General features: G+C 70.1%; 17 protein-coding genes and 1 pseudogene. 9 read left to right on the forward strand and 9 right to left on the reverse strand.

Going from position 1 to position 21,378, the window contains the following annotated elements:
• Positions 1-164 precede the first annotated feature (164 nt).
• From CFW40_RS00460 to CFW40_RS00465, 3 genes and pseudogenes are all read left to right on the forward strand, one after another.
• Entirely contained in the window at positions 165-1,307 is a 1,143-nt protein-coding gene (locus CFW40_RS00460) for an ABC transporter substrate-binding protein (RefSeq protein WP_371127313.1), read from the forward strand.
• A 211-nt stretch (positions 1,308-1,518) separates the two neighbouring features.
• Positions 1,519-1,623, forward strand: a pseudogene (locus CFW40_RS37695) (aldo/keto reductase); the annotation flags it as partial.
• An 89-nt stretch (positions 1,624-1,712) separates the two neighbouring features.
• Positions 1,713-2,048: an STAS domain-containing protein gene (locus tag CFW40_RS00465; protein WP_088795840.1), complete on the forward strand. Its 336-nt coding sequence runs from the start codon at positions 1,713-1,715 to the stop codon at positions 2,046-2,048.
• A 46-nt stretch (positions 2,049-2,094) separates the two neighbouring features.
• Here the strand turns inward: CFW40_RS00465 and CFW40_RS00470 are convergent, their stop codons facing one another.
• On the reverse strand, positions 2,095-3,060 hold the full coding sequence (locus tag CFW40_RS00470) for an Lrp/AsnC family transcriptional regulator (RefSeq protein ID WP_088795841.1): 966 nt from the start codon (positions 3,058-3,060) through the stop codon (positions 2,095-2,097).
• Positions 3,061-3,175: 115 nt separating this feature from the next.
• Here CFW40_RS00470 and CFW40_RS00475 point away from each other — a divergent pair, with 115 nt between their 5' ends.
• Positions 3,176-4,612 (forward strand): FAD-dependent monooxygenase, encoded by a 1,437-nt coding sequence (locus tag CFW40_RS00475; RefSeq protein ID WP_088795842.1) that lies wholly within the window; start codon positions 3,176-3,178, stop codon positions 4,610-4,612.
• A gap of 181 nt (positions 4,613-4,793) precedes the next feature.
• Positions 4,794-6,947: a hypothetical protein gene (locus tag CFW40_RS00485; RefSeq protein ID WP_107446741.1), complete on the forward strand. Its 2,154-nt coding sequence runs from the start codon at positions 4,794-4,796 to the stop codon at positions 6,945-6,947.
• Positions 6,948-7,059: 112 nt separating this feature from the next.
• Here the strand turns inward: CFW40_RS00485 and CFW40_RS00490 are convergent, their stop codons facing one another.
• Together CFW40_RS00490 and CFW40_RS00495 are read right to left on the reverse strand one after the other, a co-directional pair.
• Positions 7,060-7,317, reverse strand: coding sequence for a hypothetical protein (locus CFW40_RS00490; protein WP_088795845.1), 258 nt, complete (start codon positions 7,315-7,317; stop codon positions 7,060-7,062).
• Between the two features lie 109 nt (positions 7,318-7,426).
• Complete coding sequence (locus CFW40_RS00495; protein ID WP_088795846.1) at positions 7,427-9,277, reverse strand: beta-galactosidase family protein; 1,851 nt, start codon at positions 9,275-9,277, stop codon at positions 7,427-7,429.
• 435 nt (positions 9,278-9,712) lie between these two features.
• Here CFW40_RS00495 and CFW40_RS00500 point away from each other — a divergent pair, with 435 nt between their 5' ends.
• Complete coding sequence (locus CFW40_RS00500; protein ID WP_088795847.1) at positions 9,713-11,599, forward strand: hypothetical protein; 1,887 nt, start codon at positions 9,713-9,715, stop codon at positions 11,597-11,599.
• Between the two features lie 198 nt (positions 11,600-11,797).
• On the opposite strand, the gene CFW40_RS00505 is transcribed toward CFW40_RS00500, so the two are convergent.
• The 3 genes from CFW40_RS00505 to CFW40_RS00515 form a co-directional block, all read right to left on the reverse strand.
• On the reverse strand, positions 11,798-12,649 hold the full coding sequence (locus CFW40_RS00505; protein ID WP_088795848.1) for a class I SAM-dependent methyltransferase: 852 nt from the start codon (positions 12,647-12,649) through the stop codon (positions 11,798-11,800).
• A gap of 185 nt (positions 12,650-12,834) precedes the next feature.
• The gene (locus tag CFW40_RS00510; RefSeq protein WP_088795849.1) at positions 12,835-13,602 is read right to left on the reverse strand and encodes an SOS response-associated peptidase; all 768 of its coding nucleotides are present in this window, start codon (positions 13,600-13,602) and stop codon (positions 12,835-12,837) included.
• Between the two features lie 241 nt (positions 13,603-13,843).
• A complete protein-coding gene (locus tag CFW40_RS00515; protein WP_371127221.1) occupies positions 13,844-14,719 on the reverse strand; it encodes a hypothetical protein in 876 nt (291 codons plus the stop codon).
• 575 nt (positions 14,720-15,294) lie between these two features.
• Between CFW40_RS00515 and CFW40_RS00520 the strand changes: the two genes are divergently transcribed.
• Positions 15,295-16,362, forward strand: coding sequence for a DUF4419 domain-containing protein (locus CFW40_RS00520; RefSeq protein ID WP_256331682.1), 1,068 nt, complete (start codon positions 15,295-15,297; stop codon positions 16,360-16,362).
• A 140-nt stretch (positions 16,363-16,502) separates the two neighbouring features.
• Here CFW40_RS00520 and CFW40_RS00525 read toward each other — a convergent pair whose 3' ends face one another.
• On the reverse strand, positions 16,503-17,012 hold the full coding sequence (locus CFW40_RS00525; RefSeq protein ID WP_088795851.1) for a VOC family protein: 510 nt from the start codon (positions 17,010-17,012) through the stop codon (positions 16,503-16,505).
• A gap of 237 nt (positions 17,013-17,249) precedes the next feature.
• Here CFW40_RS00525 and CFW40_RS00530 point away from each other — a divergent pair, with 237 nt between their 5' ends.
• The gene (locus CFW40_RS00530; protein WP_088795852.1) at positions 17,250-17,540 is read left to right on the forward strand and encodes a putative quinol monooxygenase; all 291 of its coding nucleotides are present in this window, start codon (positions 17,250-17,252) and stop codon (positions 17,538-17,540) included.
• Between the two features lie 72 nt (positions 17,541-17,612).
• Here the strand turns inward: CFW40_RS00530 and CFW40_RS00535 are convergent, their stop codons facing one another.
• Both CFW40_RS00535 and CFW40_RS00540 read right to left on the reverse strand, forming a co-directional pair.
• On the reverse strand, positions 17,613-19,556 hold the full coding sequence (locus tag CFW40_RS00535; RefSeq protein WP_088795853.1) for a YhgE/Pip family protein: 1,944 nt from the start codon (positions 19,554-19,556) through the stop codon (positions 17,613-17,615).
• Entirely contained in the window at positions 19,553-20,245 is a 693-nt protein-coding gene (locus CFW40_RS00540; RefSeq protein ID WP_256331681.1) for an ATP-binding cassette domain-containing protein, read from the reverse strand. Before CFW40_RS00540 ends, CFW40_RS00535 begins: the two co-directional genes overlap by 4 nt.
• 735 nt (positions 20,246-20,980) lie before the next feature.
• Between CFW40_RS00540 and CFW40_RS00545 the strand changes: the two genes are divergently transcribed.
• Positions 20,981-21,322 carry a hypothetical protein gene (locus CFW40_RS00545; RefSeq protein ID WP_088795855.1) on the forward strand — a complete coding sequence of 114 codons (342 nt, stop codon included), beginning with the start codon at positions 20,981-20,983 and terminating at the stop codon, positions 21,320-21,322.
• The last annotated feature ends 56 nt before the right edge of the window (positions 21,323-21,378 follow it).

Here is a 21,378-nt window from a genome sequence, read left to right on the forward strand (position 1 = left end):
CGGTGACCGACGCGGCGGGGTGGCGTCAGGACCGCCCCCGCGACAAGTCGTAGGCGGTCTGCGGGAGTGCCGGGGGCATCGTCCGCTCAGTGAGCCTTCGAGGCCCCTGGCGGACGTTCCCCCGTCCGGCGGACCTTCCCCCACTTGGCCCTGTTGGAGGCGTCGTGGCAACACATCATCGGGTCCGCGCAGGCGCCCTCCTGTGCTGTCTCGGCCTGGCGATGCCCGGTCTCGGTGCGTGCCAGGAAGCGGGACCCACCCGGCCGGTCGCGCCCTCCCGGGCCGAGTCCGCCGCGGAGGTGGGCGGGACGGCGGCACTGGTCAAGGCGGCGAAGAAGGAGGGCACGCTCAACACGATCGCGCTGCCGCGCCAGTGGGCCAACTACGGCGGACTGATCGACGGCTTCGAGAAGAAGTACGGCATCAAGGTCGTCGTCGACAACCCGAGCGGCCACAGCGGTCAGGAGATCGACGCCCTCAAGCGCTACCGAGGCCGAAAGCGCGCCCCCGACGTGATCGACGTCGGGGACACCTTCGCCCAGTCCGCGGCGCGGCAGAACCTGCTGGCCCCCTACCGGGTCGCGCAGTTCGACGAGATCCCGCCGGAGCAGAAGGACGCCGAGGCCCGCTGGTACAACAACTACGGCGGCTACATCTCGATCGGCTGCGACGCCGCCCGCGAGCGCACCTGCCCCGAATCCTTCGCCGATCTGCTCCGGCCGGAGTACAAGGGCCTGGTCTCGATGAACGGCGACCCCACGGCAGCGGGGTCGGCCTTCGCCGCCGTGTACGCGGCGGCCCTCGCCAACGGGGGCTCGTTCGACAACATCCGGCCGGGCATCGACTTCTTCGCCCGGCTCGACAAGAGCGGCAACTACAACCGGGCCGACCCCAGCCCCGCCGCGATCGCCAAAGGCAGCACACCGATCAGCATCGAGTGGGACTACCTCAACCTGCAGCACATCGACCAGCTCCACGGTACGGGCGTGAAGTGGGAGGTCTCCATTCCTTTCGACGGCAGCTTCTCGCAGTACTACGCGCAGGCGGTCAACAAGAACGCCCCCCACCCGGCGGCGGCACGGCTGTGGGAGGAATACGTCTTCAGTCCGGAAGGCCAGAACCTCCGCCTCGTGGACTACGCACGCCCGGTACTGATGGCCGTCATGGCGAAGAACGGCACCCTGAACAACGCCCTGGCCGCACGCCTGCCGACGGTCGAGGGCACACCCCAGTTCCCCACCGAGGCCCAGCTGAACAAGGCTCTGCGCACCGTCCGTGAGAGCTGGGCCAAGTCCGTCGGCGACTGATCGCCCATCACCGAGCGAGCCCTCCGCATCGAGAAGAAAGCGTCACCCGTAACAACCTGGTGCGCCCCGCACGGATTCCCGGTCTCACTGTGACATTCCTCCACCGTCGGCTACCTTCTCACCACCGCTCTCACCTGGGCATACTCCGCGCCTGCCGCCTCGCCCCGAACCGTCGTGGGGCGAGGGCTGGGCCAAGGAAGCCGGGGGAAAGATGACATCGGAGACGGTTGGTGCGGGGGCCGCAGGCACGTGGTTGCTCGGAGACCTCACGGTCCACCGGATCGGTTTGGGCGCCATGCGCCTGACCGCGCGCGCCATCGGCCGGCTGCTTGGCGAATGCAGCGCATTCGTCGAGACTATGGGTGAACGTCCTTGACGTGCTGCCAGGAGGTCGACGTGCCAGCCATGCCCCCGCAGTCCGCCCGCCCGGAGCGCGCACCCGTGGCGCTCACCGAGGCTGACGAGCAACATGCCGTCCTGACGTTCTCCGGCACCCTGGACGCACAGGCTCTGCCCGAGCTGGAAGAACTCCTCAGCGACCGGCGCCTGCGACGGACAGACACCTGGGTATGGAACATGAGCGGCCTTGAGCGGATCGGCCTCGCATGCGCCTACGCACTGCTCCGCGCCGTCACCCATGCACCGGAAACCGTCGCCGTCACCGTCCACGGTGCCCGCCGCGCCGTTCAGCGCACCCTGCGGCATGCCGGTCTCGACACCGTCGTGACCCTCGAGGAGTAGCCGAGCCCGGCCATGGTGGGTGCTGCTGCAGGGGGCTGGTCGGTTGCTACGGCTGGTTCGCCGCCTGCTTGACGGTCCTGATCACTGGTGCCGTTTCGAGGTGTGTGACGGCGGGGAGCGCGGCGACCCGGGTGGTCAGGTACCGGTACAGCTCCCGTTGGTTCGTGCACACCACGCTCGCGTACAGATTGGTCGGGCCGGTCGTGGCGGCGGCGAACGCGATCTCCGGATGCCCGGCCAGCGCCTGACCGGCCTCCTCCAGGTGTGCGGGGGCGACCGAGAGCCAGAGCAGGGTTCGGGCGTGCACGCCGAACATGCGCCAGTCGACGTCGATGTCGAGATAGAGCAGGCCGTGTTCGCGCAGCTCCGTCATCCGGCGCCGGACCGTCGTCGGTGACCAGCCGGTCGCCGTGGCCAACTGCTCGAACCCGGCCCGGCCGTCGGTGGCGAGGAGGGCGAGGAACTTGCGGTCACCGTCGTCGAGTCGCACCGGCCCTTCTCGGTGCGGCACCGGAGGCGGGAGCAGTCGCTCGATCGCCTCCTCGTCCAACGACCCGAGTTTTGCGATCAGGTTGTCAGGGCCACCGTAGAAGGCGTGCAGCACGGAGTGCGCGGTCACGCCCTCCACGCGCGGGGTGCGGGGAAGTTTGGCCAGCAGCAGTGCCTCGCTGTCCGCCTCGCTCTCGGTCCGGACCACGCAGGTGATCTCGGTGCCGCCGGAGCTGAGGCTCACCCACGACGTGTCGGGGCGTCTGGCCAGCGCCTCGGCGACCGGGAGCGAGGCGCTGGGAGCACATCGCACCCGCAGGAACCACAGGATGGCGCCCAGCGCGGTGGGGTCGACCCCGCCGAGCACCCGTACCGCCCCGGCCGACCGCAACCGGGCGTAGCGCCGGGCGATGGTGCGATCCGAGACGCCGAGAACGTCGGCGATGGTGCTGAACGGGGCGCGGCCGTCGATCTGCAGGGCGTGCACGAGCCGTCGGTCCAGCTCGTCGTAGTCGGATTCCACCGAACTGAAGGTAGGCGGTGTCAGATTCCAGCGCAATCGGGCCGGTTCCTGGCCCGGGTGGCTCGGCCGGCAGAGCGTTGCTCTTGTCCTGATCGACACAGTCAGAGGAGAGTTTGTGGACACCGATGTGCTCATCGTCGGCGCCGGCCCGACCGGAATGACGCTGGCCAACGAGCTGCTGCTGGCGGGGGTGTCGACCGTGCTGGTCGACAAGCTGTCGCAGCGCAGCGATCTGTCCAAGGCAGGCGGCGTGCAGTCCCGCACACTGGAGGCGCTTGACCAACGGGGGCTGCTGGAGCCTTTGCTGGCGACCGGAGATCACCCCGTGACCACTGGCCACTTCGCCGGTATCCCCCTCCCGCGCCACTCCAACCGGCACCGTCTGCCATGGCGGTCCGTGCCGCAGGTGGTGATCGAGGGATTCTTCGAGCAGCATCTCGCCGCGCACGGCCTGAACACCCGGCGGGGCCACGAACTGGTCGGCCTCGCCCAGGACGACGACGGGGTCACCGCGGCCTTCGCCGACGGCACCACCCTCCGCTCCCGTTACCTCGTCGCCGCCGACGGCGCTCACAGCACCGTGCGGACCCTGCTGCGGGCCGGATTCCCCGGTCAGCCGGGCACGTTGACGATCACCGCCGCCGACGTGCGGCTGGGCGGCGTCGAGCCGTCCACGTCGCACACCTGGAACGAGGACGGGCACTGGGCGGCACTGTTCCCGCTCGGTACCGATCCGCAGGGCAGGCAACTGCGCCGCCTGGTCCTCGGCGGGCCGGGCCAGTCACTGCCGAGGGAGACGCCGGTCACCGAGAACGACATCCGCCGGGGCCTGAGCACCGTGTTCGGCACGCGGGTGCACCTCCTCGAACTGCGCTACGCCCGCCGTATCACCAACGCGTCACGACAGGTCGAGCGGTACCGGCACGGGCGGGTGTTCCTGGCGGGCGATGCCGCCCATGTCCACCTTCCGCTCGGCGCACAGGGCATGAACACCGGGATGCAGGACGCGCTGAACCTCGGTTGGAAGCTCGCCGCCGCCGTGCACCGCTGGGCACCGCAGAACCTGCTCGACACGTATCACGCGGAACGGCATCCGGCCGGGGCCGCCGTCCTGCGCAACGTCCGGGCGCAGAGCCTGCTGATGGACTGGGCCGGCACCCGCGATCGGGACGTGCTGGCCGCCCGGGAGATCTTCACGGCCATGGCCCAACTGCCGGACGTCCAGCACCATCTCGCCGACCTGATGTCCGGGATGGCCATCCGCTATCCGATGCCGGGCACCGAAACCCATCCGCTCGTCGGCCGGCCCGCGCCGGACCTGGACCTCGGCCCGGCCCGGGTGCACGAACTGCTGCGGTCCGGGCACGGCATCCTGCTGGATCCGGCCGACACGTTCGCCGGGGTCGCCGGCCCCTGGGCGGACCGGGTGGACCGGGTGGGCCAGGGCGCCGACGCCGAGCCGATGCTCATCCGGCCGGACGGCTACGTGTGCTGGGCCGGCGCGGATGGCCTGGAACCGGCGCTCGACCGCTGGTTCGGCGAGCGCCGCTGAGCCGACGTTCATCCGGTCGCAACCTTGGCCCGGGAGCCGGGCGGACGGGCGGACAGGGCGGACGGGGCGGACAAGGCGGACGGGGCGGACGGGGCGGACGGGGCGGACGGGGCGGACGGGGCGCCAACATACCCACCCCGGCGCCGGGAACCTCGCTGCCTCCCCCTGCGTCCCCCTCCCCGTGACGCGCAATCCGGATCATGAGGCCATCTTCGCGCTGCTCGCGGCCGCCGTACCCGATGACCTCGTCGTCCCGGTGCTGGACCGGCTCGACGCCGCTTCACTCCTCGCCACGGCCACACCGGATCCCGGGTGGGTCGGCCCCGTCCTCGCGCACGGCACGCCCGCACACCTCGCCGTCCTGGCCGCCAACCCCGAGCTCACCCGGGCCCAGCTCCGCGCCCTGGCGGCGGAGCTCGCCTTGCGGGCCGCCGAGCCCGCGGCCGGCGCCGGCCGCCCCGAACGCCTCCACCTCTCGGCCGCCGCCGAACGTGCCTATGTCCACCGCCGCTCCACTCCCCGGCTGCGCCATCACCTCGCGAACGGCCCCCTCGGTGAGGAGGTGGCCGAACGCCTGCACCACGTGAACCGCATCGACTGCCTCCGGCCGCTCGCCGTCACCGGCAACCCCCGTGTCCTGCTCCGGATCCTGACCACGCGCGGAGACCTGGTCACCGAGGCGGAGCAAGCCGACGCCGTGCTCCGGCTGCTGTCGGCCGGGCAGGCGCACCGCATCGTCCAGCTGCTCGGCCACCCGCGTACGACCGCCCCGCGGCGCCGGGTCCGCCGTGAGCTACGGCGTCTGCTCGGCGAGTACGACACGCTCCCGGCGGGCGCCGGTGACCCCCGCGCCGCCGCCCTGGTCCTGATGGCCCGACGGCCCGACCGCCAGGGCGGCCTCACCGGCCTGCTCCGGGAGCGCCCCCAGGCCCCACATTTCGTCCTGCCCGCACCGATCCGGCGGGACCCCGCGGAGCTGGTACGCCGCCATCTGCACAAACCGCTCCCGGTCCCGGTCCGCACCTGGATGCTCCTCTGGGACGACCTGGAGCCGGACGTCGCCCGTGCCTTCCTCCACCACGGCCCGTCGCCCGTTCCAGCTCCCCGCGACGTCCGTTACCTCGCCGCGCTCGCCGTCCGCTTCGGTCTGCTCTCACTCGATGACGTCGTCCGCGCCACTGCCCCCGTACGCCTGCTGCCGGGCCTCATCATGGTGAAGAGCGGGGGTGGCGTCCCCTACCCCATAAGCGACCCCCAGCTACGGGACGCCGGCGGGCAGTGGCTGCAGCATGAGCGCTCCGCCATGCTGCGGACCGTGGACACCCTGCTGGCCGACGCTCCGCCCCGCGGCATCGTCGCCGCCGCCGAAACACGACCCGGCAGCACGCCGGGCACGCTTCCCGAGCTGCTTCGCGCCGAGCCGTCCGGCCTCGGGCTCGACGCCGAGCTGCTGCACTGGCTGCTCACCCGCGCCCCCGCAACCGTGGTACCGGACGTCATCCGCGCCCTGCGGCCCGACGACGCGCTGTCCCTCGCCGCGGTCGCCCTCCGCCGCGATACTCCAGCGATCCTCGACTCCGTCCTGACGCTCCGCACCGACCCGCCCGTCCGCGACCGCCTCGTGGCCACCGTCCCGGACGCGGCCCGCGACCTCCCCGATACCGGCACCCGGCCCTGCGAGGCCCCCTGCGTTCCGCCTGCCGAGCGGGCGGGCATCGGCGGGCAGCGCCAGTCCGGGAGGGGCCCCGGCACACCGACCACACGCAGGTCGGCCGGCCATGACAGCCAGGCATCCCGGCCACCCGTCGACTGGGCCGCCGTCACCGCCCGCTACCGCGACGGTGTGGCCGACGAACCGCGCGACGCCTGGTTGCTCGCCCAACATCCCGAGCTCCCGGAGGAACTTGCTCCGCTGCTCATCAACGCTCACCCTGGGCTGTTCTCCTCCTCCCCTCCGGACACGGGCTGGAACCCGCACCTGGTCCGCGCCTTCCTGCCCCGCCTGCGGCACCGGTACGACGCGCGGCACTGGGTCGGCGTTCATCTGGCGCACGGCACGCTCACCGCGGCAGACCTGCTGCGACACGGCACACCCGCCCGCCTCGCGCTGCCGCGCCGAGGCCGGGAGTGGTACCGACCGGCCGTGCTGCCGGACAAACCCCTCGCCGACGAGGTCCGCCGCCGGCTGGGATCTCGTACCGACGACGGCGAGATGTGGGCCGTCGCCGCACGTCTCCTCCCGGCCTTCCCGGGCACGCTCGCGGAGCTGTTCGACGCCGCGGTCGCCGACGCCCGCACAGGAGACGGGGTGGACGGAAGCCCAGGGAAGAGCTGATGCGTCGTCAACTACTCTGCCGATGCACCAGATTGCGCCCTGACGGAGTCCTTCCCGCTCGATCTGCGCCGATGTCGCGGCAACGCCGCTGCTCGTCGACGACGACACACGCTCAGGACGTGACGGTAGCGGTCAGCCCATAGTCCAGCTCCGCACCGTCGACGAGCACGGCCTCGACCGTGCGCGTACGGGGGTCGATGTCGGCCACGATCCCGTTGCCGGCGTAGCGGGGGTAGCCCGAGGCGCCCGTCTCACCCGTCGCCTCGACGACAGCCGATCGTACGGCTGAGTCCTCCGCGGAGGCACCGTTTCTGTCCTCGACATGTTCGGGGATCAGCAAGATTTTGAAGCTCTGCGGGTCTGTAGTCACGCTCCCATGTCTATATGCCAGTGCCCCCAGCCGCGGGACAGGCGCGCGGCATGGCGAGGGCGATGGCGGCGATCGCTACCGTGCTGACCGATGTCCGATCGCTACCGCGCTAACCGATGTCCGGCTCGGACCGGACCTCGATCCGGTCCCCCGTCCGCTCCATTTCCAGGACGACGAGCTCGTTCCGCCCCCGCCGCCACAGATGGCTCGGCGCGTACAGGGTGACCTGCGGCCCGAGGGACCAGTACCGGCCGAGCGCGAACCCGTTGAGCCACACCATGCCCTTGTCCCAGCCCGGGAAAGCGAGGAAGCCGTCCGCTGGGGTGCCGACATGGACCCGGGCCCGGTGGAACGCGGGGCCGACCGGCGTGTCCGTGCTGCCGAACCGTAGAGCCGAGAGGTTGTCGAGCGGCAGCCGGCGGATCTCCCAGTCGCTCAGCGCCTCGTCGTCGAGGAGAACCTTGCCGCTGATTCCCTTGGGGTCATTGAGTCCCTGGCCGAAGTTGACCCGCCCGGTGGGATCGACCAGGAGGTCCAGCGTGCTGGAGGCACCGGCCACGGCGAAGCCGAGGGTGTGGTCCGGCTGATTACGGTCGAAGGTGCCGATGCGTTTGCCGTCGCCGAACACCAGCGCACGGTCGCCCAGGCCCGTGATCCTCAGGCGCTTGCTCCCCTGCGGCCCCCGCACCCGGGTGCGATAGTGGATCAGCCCGTACGGCTGCCCGAGCGCTTCCATGTGAACGGGAGTGGTACGCCGTAGCGGAGTGCCCAGCACGTCGAGCGCGTCCATCAACGGCACCGACTCGCGGACGGCCACGCTCTGGGACGGCATACGGCGCGGCGTGGCCGGCAGGGGCGTGCTCGGCACGGTGGTGTACTTGGCCAGCACCTCACGCACCTTGTGGAACTTCTCGGTGAGTTCACCGGACTCGCTGACCGGGGAGTCGTAGTCGTAGCTGGTGATGGTGGGCTGGTAGGCGCTGCCGGTCAGATTGGCCCCCGCCGACCAACCGAAGTTCGTTCCGCCCACGGCCATATAGAAGTTGATGGACGCACCCGCCTCGAGCAGCTTCTCCACGTCGGCGGCGGTCTGCGCCGGGTCGGTGGTGTGGTGCGGCTCGCCCCAGTGGTCGAACCAGCCGTCCCAGAACTCCGTGCAGAACAACGGCTTGTCCGGCTGGAATTTTCGCAGCTCCGCGAAGGGCCCGGTGGGGTCCCCGGCGAAGTTGACGGTGGACAGGAGGTCGGGAAGGCTGCCGGCCTTCAGCGCCTCCTGCGTGGCCCCGTTGGAGCAGAACAGCAGACTGTCCACGCCCTGGGACCGCATGGTGTCCCGCAGATGTTCCAGGTGGGCATGGTCGTCGTCGTAGCTGCCGTATTCGTTCTCGACCTGCATGGCGATGATGGGCCCGCCGCGGGTGGCCTGCAGGTCCACGAGCCGGGGCAGCAGTTCGGCGAACCAGGCGTCGACCGCCCTCTCGTAGGCGGGGTCGGAGCGGCGCAGCGGCGCGTCCTTGTCCTTGAGGAGCCAGGCCGGCAGCCCGCCGAAGTCCCATTCCGCGCAGATGTACGGTCCCGGTCGCACGATCACCTTGAGCCCGGCCTCGTCCGCGGTCCGTACGAAGGCGGCGACATCGCGCCAACCGCTGAAGTCGGCCTTCTTCTCGTACGGTTGGTGGAAGTTCCAGGCGACGTAGGTCTCCACCGTGTTCAGGCCCATGGCCCGCATCCGCAGCAACCGGTCACGCCAGTCCTTGGGATGCGTACGGAAGTAGTGGAAGGCACCCGAGAGAATGCGGAACGGCTTGCCGTCCAGCAGGAATTCGTTCCCGCGGATGGTCAGCCCCCGCGGGCTGTCGGCCTGGGCGAGGGTCGTACGCCCACCGCCGAGGGCGACACCCACGGACGCGCCCCCCACCACGGCCGCGCTCAGAAATCTACGTCGGCTGAACTGCGTCATGCCTGCTCTCCTCGACTCGACTCGACCGACCGACCAACCGACCGTCACGCAAGGTTCGAACATGTTCAGTGATGCGCGCTTCTGTGCACTGAGAGTGTTATGTAGAACAGAAACGAGCACAAGGGTCCGTGACGGAGCATGGTGATCCCGGCAGACGGGGCATGGATGAGGGGATGACGGTTGCCCGCAGGGGCCAGGGAACGGGAAAGGGCCGGGGGGTGACGCCGCCCGCCGCCGCCCCTGCCCGTGAGCCCTCTGCCGTGGAACGAGCACGAAGGGAAGCGACTGCGCTCCGCCGTATCCTCTCGCCAGAGGGTGCCGGGGCACACAAGCAGAGCATCTGCAGATGGCCCGCCCCCGAATTCCCTCGACAGAGCGCGAACCGGTCCGGCAGGCTGCGTGCATGACCTACGGAATCGAGTTCCACCCCGCCCGGTGAGCGCCCAGGAAGAGCGCGGCGCGCTCACCCTCTCGCCCGCCCTGTATGACTATGCTCTGCATCTGCTGCAGGAGTCTCCCGACGGAATCCCGCCGCGGCGTGGCTTCCCCCTCTCCCGACAGCCCGAACGGGGCGTCTCCCCACAGCCCGAACCGGGTGAGAGCCCGCCGTCCCTCGAAGCGCTGCCCCTCGAAGAGCCGTCCCCCGAAGAGTCACAGGCCGCCATCCGGGAGGCGCTGAACCCGCTACCGGACGACCCGGCCACCCTGCACCGCCGCTTCACGCGGCTGGGTATCCGGGACTCCGCCATGCACCTGATGCTGATCCAAGCTGCTGTCGCCGGGCTGCCGTTGTCAGCCGGGCAGCAGGACGCGGCCCGGTCCCTGGCCCGACAGCTCACGCGAACCGGCACCACCGTGCCCGCCGTCACCGCAGGCCTCGCCCTGCTCACCCGCCTCGGCACGTCCGAGGACATCCCGTACCTCTCCGTTCTCGGCCTGCTCCGGAGGCTCACCCGCCCGGCTGTCGACGCCCTCGACGCCCTGGCCCCCCAGAGCGCAGCCGTTGTCTGGCTCTCCTTCCACGCGCGTCGTGATGAGCTGCGGCCACTCGTCCGCGCCTTGTGGAAGAGTGAACAGGCTGCCGTCCACGAGGAGTTGGTTGCCTCTTCCACTGAACCCCGACTCCTCAGCACCGCGGTCGCCCGCCGGATCGCGGAGGCAGCCCGGCTGCCCGACTTGCTCGGCCGGTGTCCCTCCGACACGGCGCTGCTCGCCCGGGCGGGCGGGCTCCTGGTCCGGATGGGGCACTCGCGTGACGCCCCGACCGACCTCCTCGCCTATGGGGACGCGCTCACCGTGTACGAGAGCGTCGTGACGCGAGCCGGGCTCCTGCCGCCCACCCTCGACAACCACGCCACCCTGCTCTCGCTCGCCGTGGACCTGAGCAGCGGCCCCGGCGTGCTGCTGGAATGGCCCCCTGGACGACGTATGACGCTGTTGGATTCACTGGAACGGCTGCTGACCGAGCCCCGGTGGGCCTCGCTGCCGGAAACCGAAACAACAGGCGGGACGGAACATCAACTGCGGGCCAGGTGGATCCGACGCACCGGTCGGCAACCCTTCAGGCACCCGACGCAGCCCGGCAGGCTGCGCATCGAGGTGGTGGCAAGCGATCCCGCGGGCCGGGCACCCGTCGAGACCCGCATCCTCCTCGACGGGCGCCCCGTGGTCCCGGCGTTCTTCGACCGTGGTCCCGCCCACAGCCCCGAATACCTGCTGGACGAAGGCCGCCTCCGGGCCGGCCCGGAGCCCAACGAGGTACAGCTGGCCGAGGCATCCTGCACCGAGGGGTGCTGCGGCGCGCTCTACGTCACCATCCGACGCGACGGAGACCAAGTGGTGTGGGAGAACTGGCAGCGGCCCCCCACCATGCCGGGTTCCCGGGCTCCGGCACCCGAACCGACTGCCTACCGCTTCGACGCCGCGGCCTACGACGCGGAGATCGCCCGCGCCGAGACCGACCGCTCCTGGTCCTGGCCGGCCCGCACCACGGCCCGGCTGATCAAGGCCGGACTGCTGGAACGGCCGGACCTCCTGAGCCGGTGGGACGCAAAACGGGGCTGGATCAGCAGCGACTTCGACGACCCGGACTCCACCGTGGTGACCTTCCTGTACGCGCCGGGACTCGGCTCCGGGAAACCGGACGGCACTTCCCTCCAGTTCCGTTGGGTCATACCGGACGACGGCACCCCACCTGAGGCACAGGCGGCGGCCGCCCTGAACCGGCTGGCCGAGGAGGACCCGAAAACCTACGGCCAGGTGTGCGGCGGCAGCCTCGAACGCGCCGAAGCACTCGGCTTCTCCTGGCCCGAAAGGAACTGATCCCCCACCCCAACCCGATCTCTCGGCCCTTGACCGCGCCGGGGCCCGTTTCGCAGGCGGCGTGCTCGTCGGACCATTCGTTCGACGAGCATGTGGTCGTAGGCGGTCAGTGCGCGCATGGCCGGCTGGCCGCGCATGAACCTGGCTCCATCCATCAGGCCCCCTTGGAATCGATCATCCAGGGGACCGGGGGGCGCTCTACCGGCGGACCGCTGAGATCAGTCCGCCGGGCTGCTCCTCGCGCTGCGGCGGAGTGCTGATCGGGCGGCCGTAGGCGGCGGCGCGCTCGCGCAGGGTGTGGCTGTCGGCCTCCCAGCCGTGCCCGGCCAGCCAGCCCACCGGGTCGTCGGGCATCTCCGAGACCCACATGGACGCCGCCGATCCCGGCGCGGCGTCCGCGCCGAAGCGCTCGATCACACCGCGCGAGCCCAATGTCAGCCCCATCCGGCTGCCTGCCGCCGACTGCACGCTGATCCGGGCCAGCAGGAGCTCCACCGCGTCCCTGGGCAGATAGATCAGCAGTCCTTCGGCGATCCACACGGTCGGCACCGCCGGGTCGTGCCCCGCGGCGGCCAGCGCGCCCGGCCAGTCCTCACGCAGATCCACCGCGACGGTGATCCGCTCGCAGCGTGCGAGGGCCCGCTCCTGGCGCAGCACCGAAGCCTTGAAGTCCAGTGGCGCGGCGGTGTCGACCTCGAACAGCCGGGTGCCCTCGGGCCAGTCGATCCGGAAGGCCCGGCTGTCCATGCCGGCGCCGAGCAGCACGACCTGCCGGACCCCGGACGCGGAGGCCTGCTGCAACAAGTCGTCGAGGAACTTCGTCCTGATGACGATGGAGAACGACACGGCCCGTCGGCGGAGTTGCGCGGCCTCGTCATCGGGCCGCGGCGGCGAGGACGGCCACAGGCCGCCGGCGGTGGCGAAGGCCTGTGCCAGTGGGTCGCGGAACAGCGCGTTCTCCCGCTCGGTCTCCAGCGCCCGCACCCTGGCCACCCCCACCGCCGTGGCCCACACTCCCGACGGCTGCACCCACTCCCGCTCATCAGTCACCGCGCCAGTCTAGAAGACCGATTCCAAGGGGCCTGATGAGTGGAGCCGGCTTCATGCGTGGCCAGTCAACCCTGCGCGCACTGACCGCCTACGCCACTGAAACCACCGGCACTTCGCAAGCTCGAAAGAGGACATGAAACTGAGGGCCGAACGCCGCCGCTGAAGGTGAACGAAGCCACCCGCCGTCAGCCCTCGGACGAGGCGTCGGTGATCTCGTCCAGAAGGTGAGGCCCGTTGTTGCGGACGTCGTTGACCGCGGTGGAGACGGCGCGGGCGGCCAGGTGTCCCGCCGCGGGGGCCGTGAGCAGGGCGCGGAGTTCGCCGGGGTCCTGGTGGGCGGGGTCGAGCCAGGCGCTCCAGTCGTCGGGGGCGATGGTCAGCGGCATACGGGGGTGGACACGTCCCGCGGCGTCGGTGGCCTCGGTGGTGATGATCGTGCAGGTGGCCCACCATGCCCCCGGAGCATCGACCTCGGAGGCATCGGACGCATCGGAGGCGTCGGGAGCGCGCCAGAACTCGTACAGACCGGCGAACGCCATGGCCTGGCCGTCCTCGGAGGTGATGAAGTACGGCTGTTTGCGGGCCTTGGTTGTCTCGGTCGCCGCGACGGCCTGCCATTCGTAGAAGCCGTCCGCCGGCAGCAGGCACCTGCGTTTGGCGAAGGCTCGGCGGTAGGCCGGCTTCTCCGCGACCGTTTCCACCCGGGCATTGATCATCTTCGCGCCGATGCTCAGACTCTTCGCCCACGACGGCACCAGCCCCCAGCGCAGCGACCGCAGCTGCCGGGTGACCTCGCCGGTGTCATGCTCGACGCGTTCCAGCACCGACCACACATCGTCGGTCGGGGCCACATTCCAGCTCGGGCCGAGCACCTGGCCGGGATCCCAGCGCGTCACATCGAACTGGTCGACCAGATCCTGCGGACGGCGGGTGGAGACATAGCGACCGCACATACCGTCCACCTTGCCACGCCACTGGCCATTTGCCCGGTCACCCACGCCTTCGCCCGCCAGAGAAGGGCTGCCCGCAGGCCGGGAGGCCGGCTCGGGACGGATGGTGGCTGATGCGGGGCGGATGGCGGCGGCTTGCGCGGTGAGTCCCTGACTCGGCCTCATGAGCCCCTACGGGCCGGCGTGCGGTGAACGGACGAACACCGTGTGCAGGGCGGCTACGAGATGCGGAGACCGGCTGCCCCTACTGGATGTTCAGCAGATGGGGGTGTGTCGGGTCGACGGGGCAGAGGAAGATCCGCAGGGCACCCCAGCGGCCAGGAGTCAGGCCGGTGGGCTCGCACGCGCCCACATGGTTGGCCTCGGCATCCTCGAGGGGGCGCCAGCTCTTCGAGCCACCGTCCCATTCACTGCTGTCGAAGCTGAGCAGGAGGTCCATCGACGCCCCGCACCGGCAGTTGACGGACGCCGGATCGGTCAGATGCCAGGATGCCCAGCCGCCGGCCTTGCAGCCGGGGGCGATGGACAGGTCGTACTGGTAATTGACATCCGTCTCTTCCAGCCACCGCTCGTCCTGCGCGTCAAGGCGTTCACAGAGCGCGTCGGGCAGCAGATCCGCATACTGGTACTCGGTCACCTGCTCAGGGTGCAGCACACACGGGGTGGGCAGGTAGGACTCGTGGGTGTCCCGGGGCTGCGGCGGCGCGATGCCGGGCGCGGAGGAGACATCGGACACCCGCCGCCAGACGAGGTGTACGGACGGGCCCGCGTAAAAGCGGGGCTGGCCAGGCAGATCCTGGTGAGTGGTGGGGCACCACAGCACTTGGAGGAGGTCGCTCCCCGCGGGGAAGCGCACGGTCGGGATAGCGCGGGCGTGCAACTGGGCCACGGCCACCAAAGGGTTCGGCTGCTCATGCGCCTCGGACTCGTACCAGTGGGTGGTGTAGCGGATGAGATCGACGCCCGCGCCCCTGCGGCTCATTGCCTTGTCGAGCAGAGCAAGCTCCTCCGGGCTGCGCCGGCCTCCGCTCCCCGCCCCCTGCTGTGCCTCCCGTTGGGCCTGGGCCTGCTGCAATGCAGTGACGAGCGCGGGGGCTATCGGCTCGCTGCGCTGCACCATACGGGGCGCGGTACACGTGGGCCACGGTTCACCGGCGGGCCAGAGCAGCGGACCGCCGATCGAGCTGTCGGCGACGTCCGGAGCGCCGGGCCTCGGGTGCAGCCGGGTCGTCTCCCTGGCGTGGGCTGCCAGTTCGGGCAGTACTGCGGTGACGTCGATGGGTCGTGGTGGTGTCGTACGGGGCAATGTGCTGCTCTCCCAGGGCTGCCGTGAGGTGGGGCCGGCGGTCTGCCCGCCCTCGTCGTTGCTGTCTGCGCGCCCTCATCATCTATGAGGCGGGGTCACGCACCGGCTCCACCGCGGCTGCCCGATCACACCAGGCACCACTGACTCAACGGGCCGGCACCGTCTGATCGGACGTAGTCCACATGACTCACGCCCACTATCTCAGGCGGTACGGACACAGTGGTCGCCCCGGACTCGCCCGTCGGCTGACTGTGATGGGCACAGCCGTCGAGTCGCGACAACGGCCGGCAGTCGTCCTGATGGTCCCCGTCACCGACGGGATGGGCCGGAGCCCTGGCCTCCGTGGCCCTTTCTAGGATCAAAGTCCGATCACGTCCCTGGGGGTGCGGATGACTTTCGAGATGGACCTGCCTCTCGACGAAGACGCCGATGCAGTGCGGCTCGCCGCCGAACTCACCGAACTCGGCAACGAACGCTTCCTGCAGGCCGTGCTCCGCGACCAGGCGCACTTCCACCACCGCAGCACCGACCGCCTCGTCGGCTGGTCCACCGGCACCCCGGAGAGCCCCGAGCCCGCCTCCAGCCTCCTGCTGCGCGCCATCCACAGCTGCTTCACGGCCCACCTTCCGCTGAGTCTGTCGCCCGATCTGCTCTGGTACGCCGTCGTGCACGAGGTGGCCGTGCACGTCGGGCTGAACTCCAGCACGTACGAAGGGCTCTTCACCAACACACCCGGGCACCAGCAGACCATCACCGTCCGCGACGACCTGGCCCCATGGGACTGGGAACGCTCGATCAACCTGATGCAACAGCCCCTGCGCGGCCGGATCGGCGACGAGGTGGCCGACCTGTTCCAGCCGGCCTTCTCCACTACGACCCCCACCGACGCCACGGCCACGCTGGTGGCGCTGATGGACGTGGTCAGCCCGTACTACCGCTTTCAGTGGCACACGCTCTGCGGCATTCCCCGGATCCGGTTGGAGGGCACGGACCGGGACTGGCGCCTGCTGGCGGCACGGGTGCGGGAGCTGGAGGGGTGGTTCGAAGGCCTGCGGCCGTGGTTCACCGCCCTGCACCCGGTACTGGACGCGATCTGGGCGACAGCCTCGGGGTGGGGTGTCGGCCAGTCATTCTGGCGCTCGCTCTACAAGTGGGAGTCGGACTCCGGCGGCGACCGGGTCACGGGGTGGATCACCGCTTTCTTCGCCCACCGGTACACCGACGACGGACCGATTCCGCAGCAGTCGTTCGGCGCGGGCGACATCGCCGAGGAGGACTTCCCCTCCCATGTCTCCCGTGTCCCGTTTCGCTGGGAGACCCCCGCCGGAACCCTCGATATGGCTTTCCTCGGAGGCGTACTCGGCATCGCACGCGACGGCGAGTGGATCCGGCCCCAGCTCGGCCATGCCGTGGTCGAACTCCTCCCCACCGCCGAGCACCGCGCTGAGCAACCGTGATCAGCATCTGCCCGAGTCCCCGATGTATTTCCCTGTGACCTTGGCGGACGTCCAGTTCCGCTTCGGTCGGTACGCAGCCCCCTCCCGCCGCCCCACGCCAGACGGGTCGGCGTCGGCCGAAGCACCCGGTCCCGGCACGGCTACGGGGTGTGGCCTTCCCACTCCTCTGCGAGAGACTTCTGCACATATTCCATGGCGCGCTGGTAGGACGGTTCGGCGAACCGCTTGGCCATCTCTTCGGCGGAGACCTCCTCCAGGCGCTGAAAGACCCACCACAGGTGGCCTTGGGGGTCGCGGATGCGTGCGGCTACTTGCCCGAAGGCCAGCTCGGTCGGCCGCGTCACCAGCCGGGCCCCGCAGGCGACGGCCTTCTCGACGGTCTTCCGGGCGTCCTCGACGTAGACCCTCAGGTGCGCGGGCAGATGCGGCCAACCGGGCTGTCGGTCAAACATCAGCACCACCGCGCCTGCCACGTCCACCTCGGCGTGGCCCACGGACCCGTCCTCGTTGAGGATGCGGGAACCACGTTCCGTGGCCCCGAACACCTGGCTCAGGAACTCGATCTCCGCGCCCGTGTCCTGCGATATCACCCAGGGGTCGATCCGCGAGTAGCCATCGGGGACAGGTGTCAGCTCAGCCTTGATCGCCATATGCCGACCCTGCCACAGATCACACCGTCTTCGGCGGGAAAGCCGCATAATGCGGTGGCGGCACGGTCGGACTTCCACTCCCTCAAAGGGGCGCCGCATCAAGGGCATTGACATGCACGGCGATCGAGTTCCGACCGTGTGCGAACGAAGAGCAGGCGCGGAACCCGCTCCTCCGCAAACCTCAGCTGTAGCCTGTCTGCCGCCAGTCGGCACGCATGCATGAATCAAGGAGTAGTGGTGTTCGACCTCATCGTCATCGCGCACGTTCCCAAGACCGAAGATATCGCTCCGGTTGCTGACGCCCTGGCCCGAATGCGCCCGCTGTGCCTTGCCGAGGACGGCTGTGTCAGTTGGGAGGCGTACCACTCGCACGAGGATCCGGCCCGGTTCGTCCTGGTCGAGCGCTGGGCCACCCGGGACCACTGGGAGACCCACGATGCCGGCGAAGCCATCCAGAAGATCTATGTGCCCGAGATCATGCCGCGCATCGAGCGTGAGGTGCACCCGAGCGCCCCGGTACGACTCTGAAGCCAGGGCGTGCGGTGATTCGTGATCAAGATGGGTGGCGACTCTTGCGGTGATCGTCGAGTAGCTGCACGCTCACAGGGATACGTCGGGGTGGAGGCGTCCGATGGTCCATACCCGTTGGCGTCGTACGGCGAGGGCGGTCATGGTGAGGAAGCCGGCCGTGAAGAGGAAGAGCACGACGAAGTCCCGCAGCAGGTTCGCGGTGAGCCCGCCCGATACGGTGACCCGCAATCCGTCGACCAGATAGGTCATCGGGAGCAGCGGGTTCAGCACCTGGAAGAAGGCCGGCTCGGTGGGCAGCGGATAGAGGCCGCCGGAGGCGGTGAGCTGGAGGATGAGCAGGACCAGTGACGCGACATCGCCCGGCACTCCGAAGACGGTGCGCAGACAGTGGTCGACGGCGACGAAGGCCGCTGCCGCGGTGACCAGAAGCGCGATCATCGCGAAGGGGTGAACGGGGCTGAGCCCGAGGGTGAGGTCGACGACCCCGTAGAGCACCAGCGCCCCCACGGCGCCGAGAAGCGCCGCCGGAAGCCATCCCGCGACGGTGGTGGTGAAGGCACCGACCCGGCCGGCCAGGGCACGGGTATTGAGCGGGCGCAGCAACAGGTAGGCGAAGAGGCCGAACACCCAGAGGGCGATGCCGAAGAAGAACGGGGCCAGACCCCGTCCGTAGACCCCCGCCGGGTGCAGGTTGCCGCGATCGATGTGTACGGGAGTGCCCAGTACTTCGGCGGCGTGGGCGACCTGGTCGGGGCTGGTACGGGGAATCTTGTGGAGTCCCTGGTCCACGGTGCGGGAGACGTCAGAGGCGCCGTCGTGCGCCTGGTCGGCGGCGGAGCGCAGGGCTCCGGAGCCCTTTTCCAGGGTGCCCAGCCCGTCGACCAGGCCGCGCGCGCCGTCGGCGGCGCTGTGGGAACCGGTGTCGACGAGACGGAGCGGGGTGTGCAGAGCCAGCACATCACTCCGGAGTGAGCCGATGTCGCCCTGGAGGCGTTCGGCGTCACTGAGGGCGCGGCGGGCGTTGTTCTCGGCGGCGGCGGCCCGGCCGTCGAGGTCGGTGGCGGTGGAATCCAGGTCACGGGCGTGGCTGAGGGCACTCCGGTAGACCGGGTCGTTCCGTAGTTCGGGGTGGGAATCGGCGAGATCGGTGAGGTCGCTCACGGCGCGGGAAGTGCCCTTGCGGGTGGCGCTGGTGGCGGTGTGCACCGCGTCCAGACCGTCGGTGGTCAGCCGGGCGGTGGTCACCAGGGCGGAGACGGCTCCGGGCAGACGGTCGGCCGCGGCCCGGTCGAGGCGGCCGGAGAGGTCGTCGATCTGACGGGTGGCACGGGCGATCTGCTGGGCTCCGGCGGAGACTCCGTCGGCGCCGTCATGCAGGGTGGAGGTCGCCGACGCAACCGTGGAAGTGCCCTGCTGCGCCACACGGGTGGCACCCACCAACCGGTGTGCGCCGTCAGCCGCGGTGGACAGCTTGCCCCGCACATCGGACAACTCCCCGTAGACACTGCGCACATAGGCGGCATGGGTGGCGGAGTTGACCTGGTCCTGCAGCTTGTTCTGCACCACCTCGGTCATGATGCCGGCGATGTAGTTGTGCGCATCGTTGAGTTCGATGTGGATTCCCGCCTGTTGGGGGCGGGTGTCGGCTCCGGTGGCGAGTTTGCTGCTGAAGTCGGATGGGATGGCGATGGTGAAGAAGTAGCGGCCGTGCTCCAGTCCGTCCCGTGCCTCGTCGGGGCCGACGAAGTGCCAGTCGAAGGTGCCGGATGCCTTGAGCTGCTGCACCAGTTGGTCTCCGGCGTTCACCCGGCGGCCCTGCTGCGCATGTGCCAGGTGGTCCTGGTTGACCACGGCGACCGGCATGCGGTCGGTCTTGCCGTACGGATCCCAGTTCGCCCAGAGGTACATGGCGCCGTACAGCAGCGGCACCAGGCAGAGCAGGACAGGAACCAGTCGGCGCATCGGGCCGCGGAAGCGCCGTAGTTCCAGGAGCGCCAGCTTGACGGCTTTCATATGTCGGCGTCCTCTCGGACAGCGGCCGTCTCGGCCGGGAGGCGGTCCCGACTGCGCCGCGGCAGTAACAGCGTGGTCAGGCCGGGAGTGTGCGGGGGCGGGCGAAGGCAGCCGGCCAGCACGGTGGGACCGGCGTCCTGGACCCGGTGCAGGGCTGCCCACACGGGTCCGTGCGCGTCGGGTGGCAGGCCGTCGTCGACGTCGTCGACCACGAGGGCGCCGGGCTGTTCGGCGAGGGCCAGGGCGGTCGCCAGCAGCAGCTCATCGGCGGGATCCAGGTCCTCGACCAGGTCTGCCCCTCGTGGGGCGAGGTCCAGGGTCTCGCATGCCCGGCGGATACGGCGCTCCGTCACACCGGGGCTGGTCAGGCAGCGTTCGGCCATCACCTCGCGCACCCGCAGCCGTCCTTCGAGATCGACGGCGGGCGCGGCCCGGGCGACGGCGACCAGCCTGCGTACCCGCCGGCCCTCGGCCGGCAGGACGTGCCCACCGACCCGGACGGCTCCGCCGGAGAGCCGCATCCGCCCGGCGAGCGCAAGCAGCAGAGAGGTACGCCCGGATCCGGCCGGGCCGTGCGCGGCGAGCAGTCCGCCCGCCGGCACCTCCAGGTCCACCCCCTCGAACACCGGCCCCCTCGGCCCCCGCACGCTCGCCCCGCGGGCCACCACCTCAACTCCAGCAGCTGTCATGCAGCAACGTGTAGCCCAGGGTCGGTCCGGTCAACCCACCTCTGCAGCAGAGGAGTTGTGACGCTCTTCACGTGGTACCGGGGGTTGGCAGGTATCGTCGTGCTCGCTCAATTCTCGCTCAGATCGCTGTGCTCCCCCGCTGCGTTCCGTACGTGGGAAGCACCGCATGCTGGGGGTACCGAGTACTCCGGGTACCGAGTAGTCCGGGTACCGCATGCCCGAAGTGCTGGATGTGACGAACGGAGACCGATGAAGACCCCACTCAGCCGTCTGGCCTCGCGCGCCGCTTCATTCCTCCTGCACAGACGGCGGCCCCGGTTCGACCACTCCGAAGTCCACCGCGCTGCCCGGCCCCACCGCGACGCAGGACTGATCGACCATTACCGCCCCTCTATGCAAGGGCCCATGTGACCACACGCCTCGCAGGAGGCTCCGCATTCCTGGGCACCTGCGGCCCTCTCCTCAGCGCCCTGGGGCCGGCCGACGCGGCGCTGTGGGCGAGTAGGACCTCTTCATGATATTTCGGTAGCGACTGAGCGGTACCGGCGATGCAGAGGTGCACAGGTGAGAGCGGTTCGGAGGTCCGGGGGCGGCGGAATTCTGAGAATCCGACCGACACCGCGGTGGGTCGTTCCCCTGTTCACGGCGCTTGGGGTAGCGCTGGTCCCCTGGACGCTGTATCTGGCGTTCACGTTGCCCCGGCGAGCCACCTTGTCTTCGTACGACGCACCGTGGGTGGGATTCGACATCGGCCTGGCCGCCGTCATTCTGCTGACGGCGGTGCTCGCCCACCGACGGCACCGCCAGGTGAACCTTGCGGCCGTAGCGGTGACCACCATGCTCGTGGTCGATGCCTGGTTCGACGTGATGACCACGCCCCGGGAGGAGGCGGGCGGCATTCTCGTCGCATTGGCCACCGCCTGCCTCATCGAACTTCCTCTCGCGGTCCTGTCGTTGTGGATCGCGTTGACCGCCGGCGACCTGACCGGCACCGCACAGCCGCACCTGCGCCCGCCCGGCCCGGAAGACCGTGCCCACCGGGATCCCCCCTCGGATTCGCCGGATCGGACGGATTGAAGCCAACGGTGTCAGGCCGGTCGCTGTCTGCCGGTTCGCCCGGACGCCTGCAGCCA

It is taken from the genome of Streptomyces sp. 2114.4, assembly GCF_900187385.1.
GTDB classification, from domain to species: domain Bacteria; phylum Actinomycetota; class Actinomycetes; order Streptomycetales; family Streptomycetaceae; genus Streptomyces; species Streptomyces mooreae.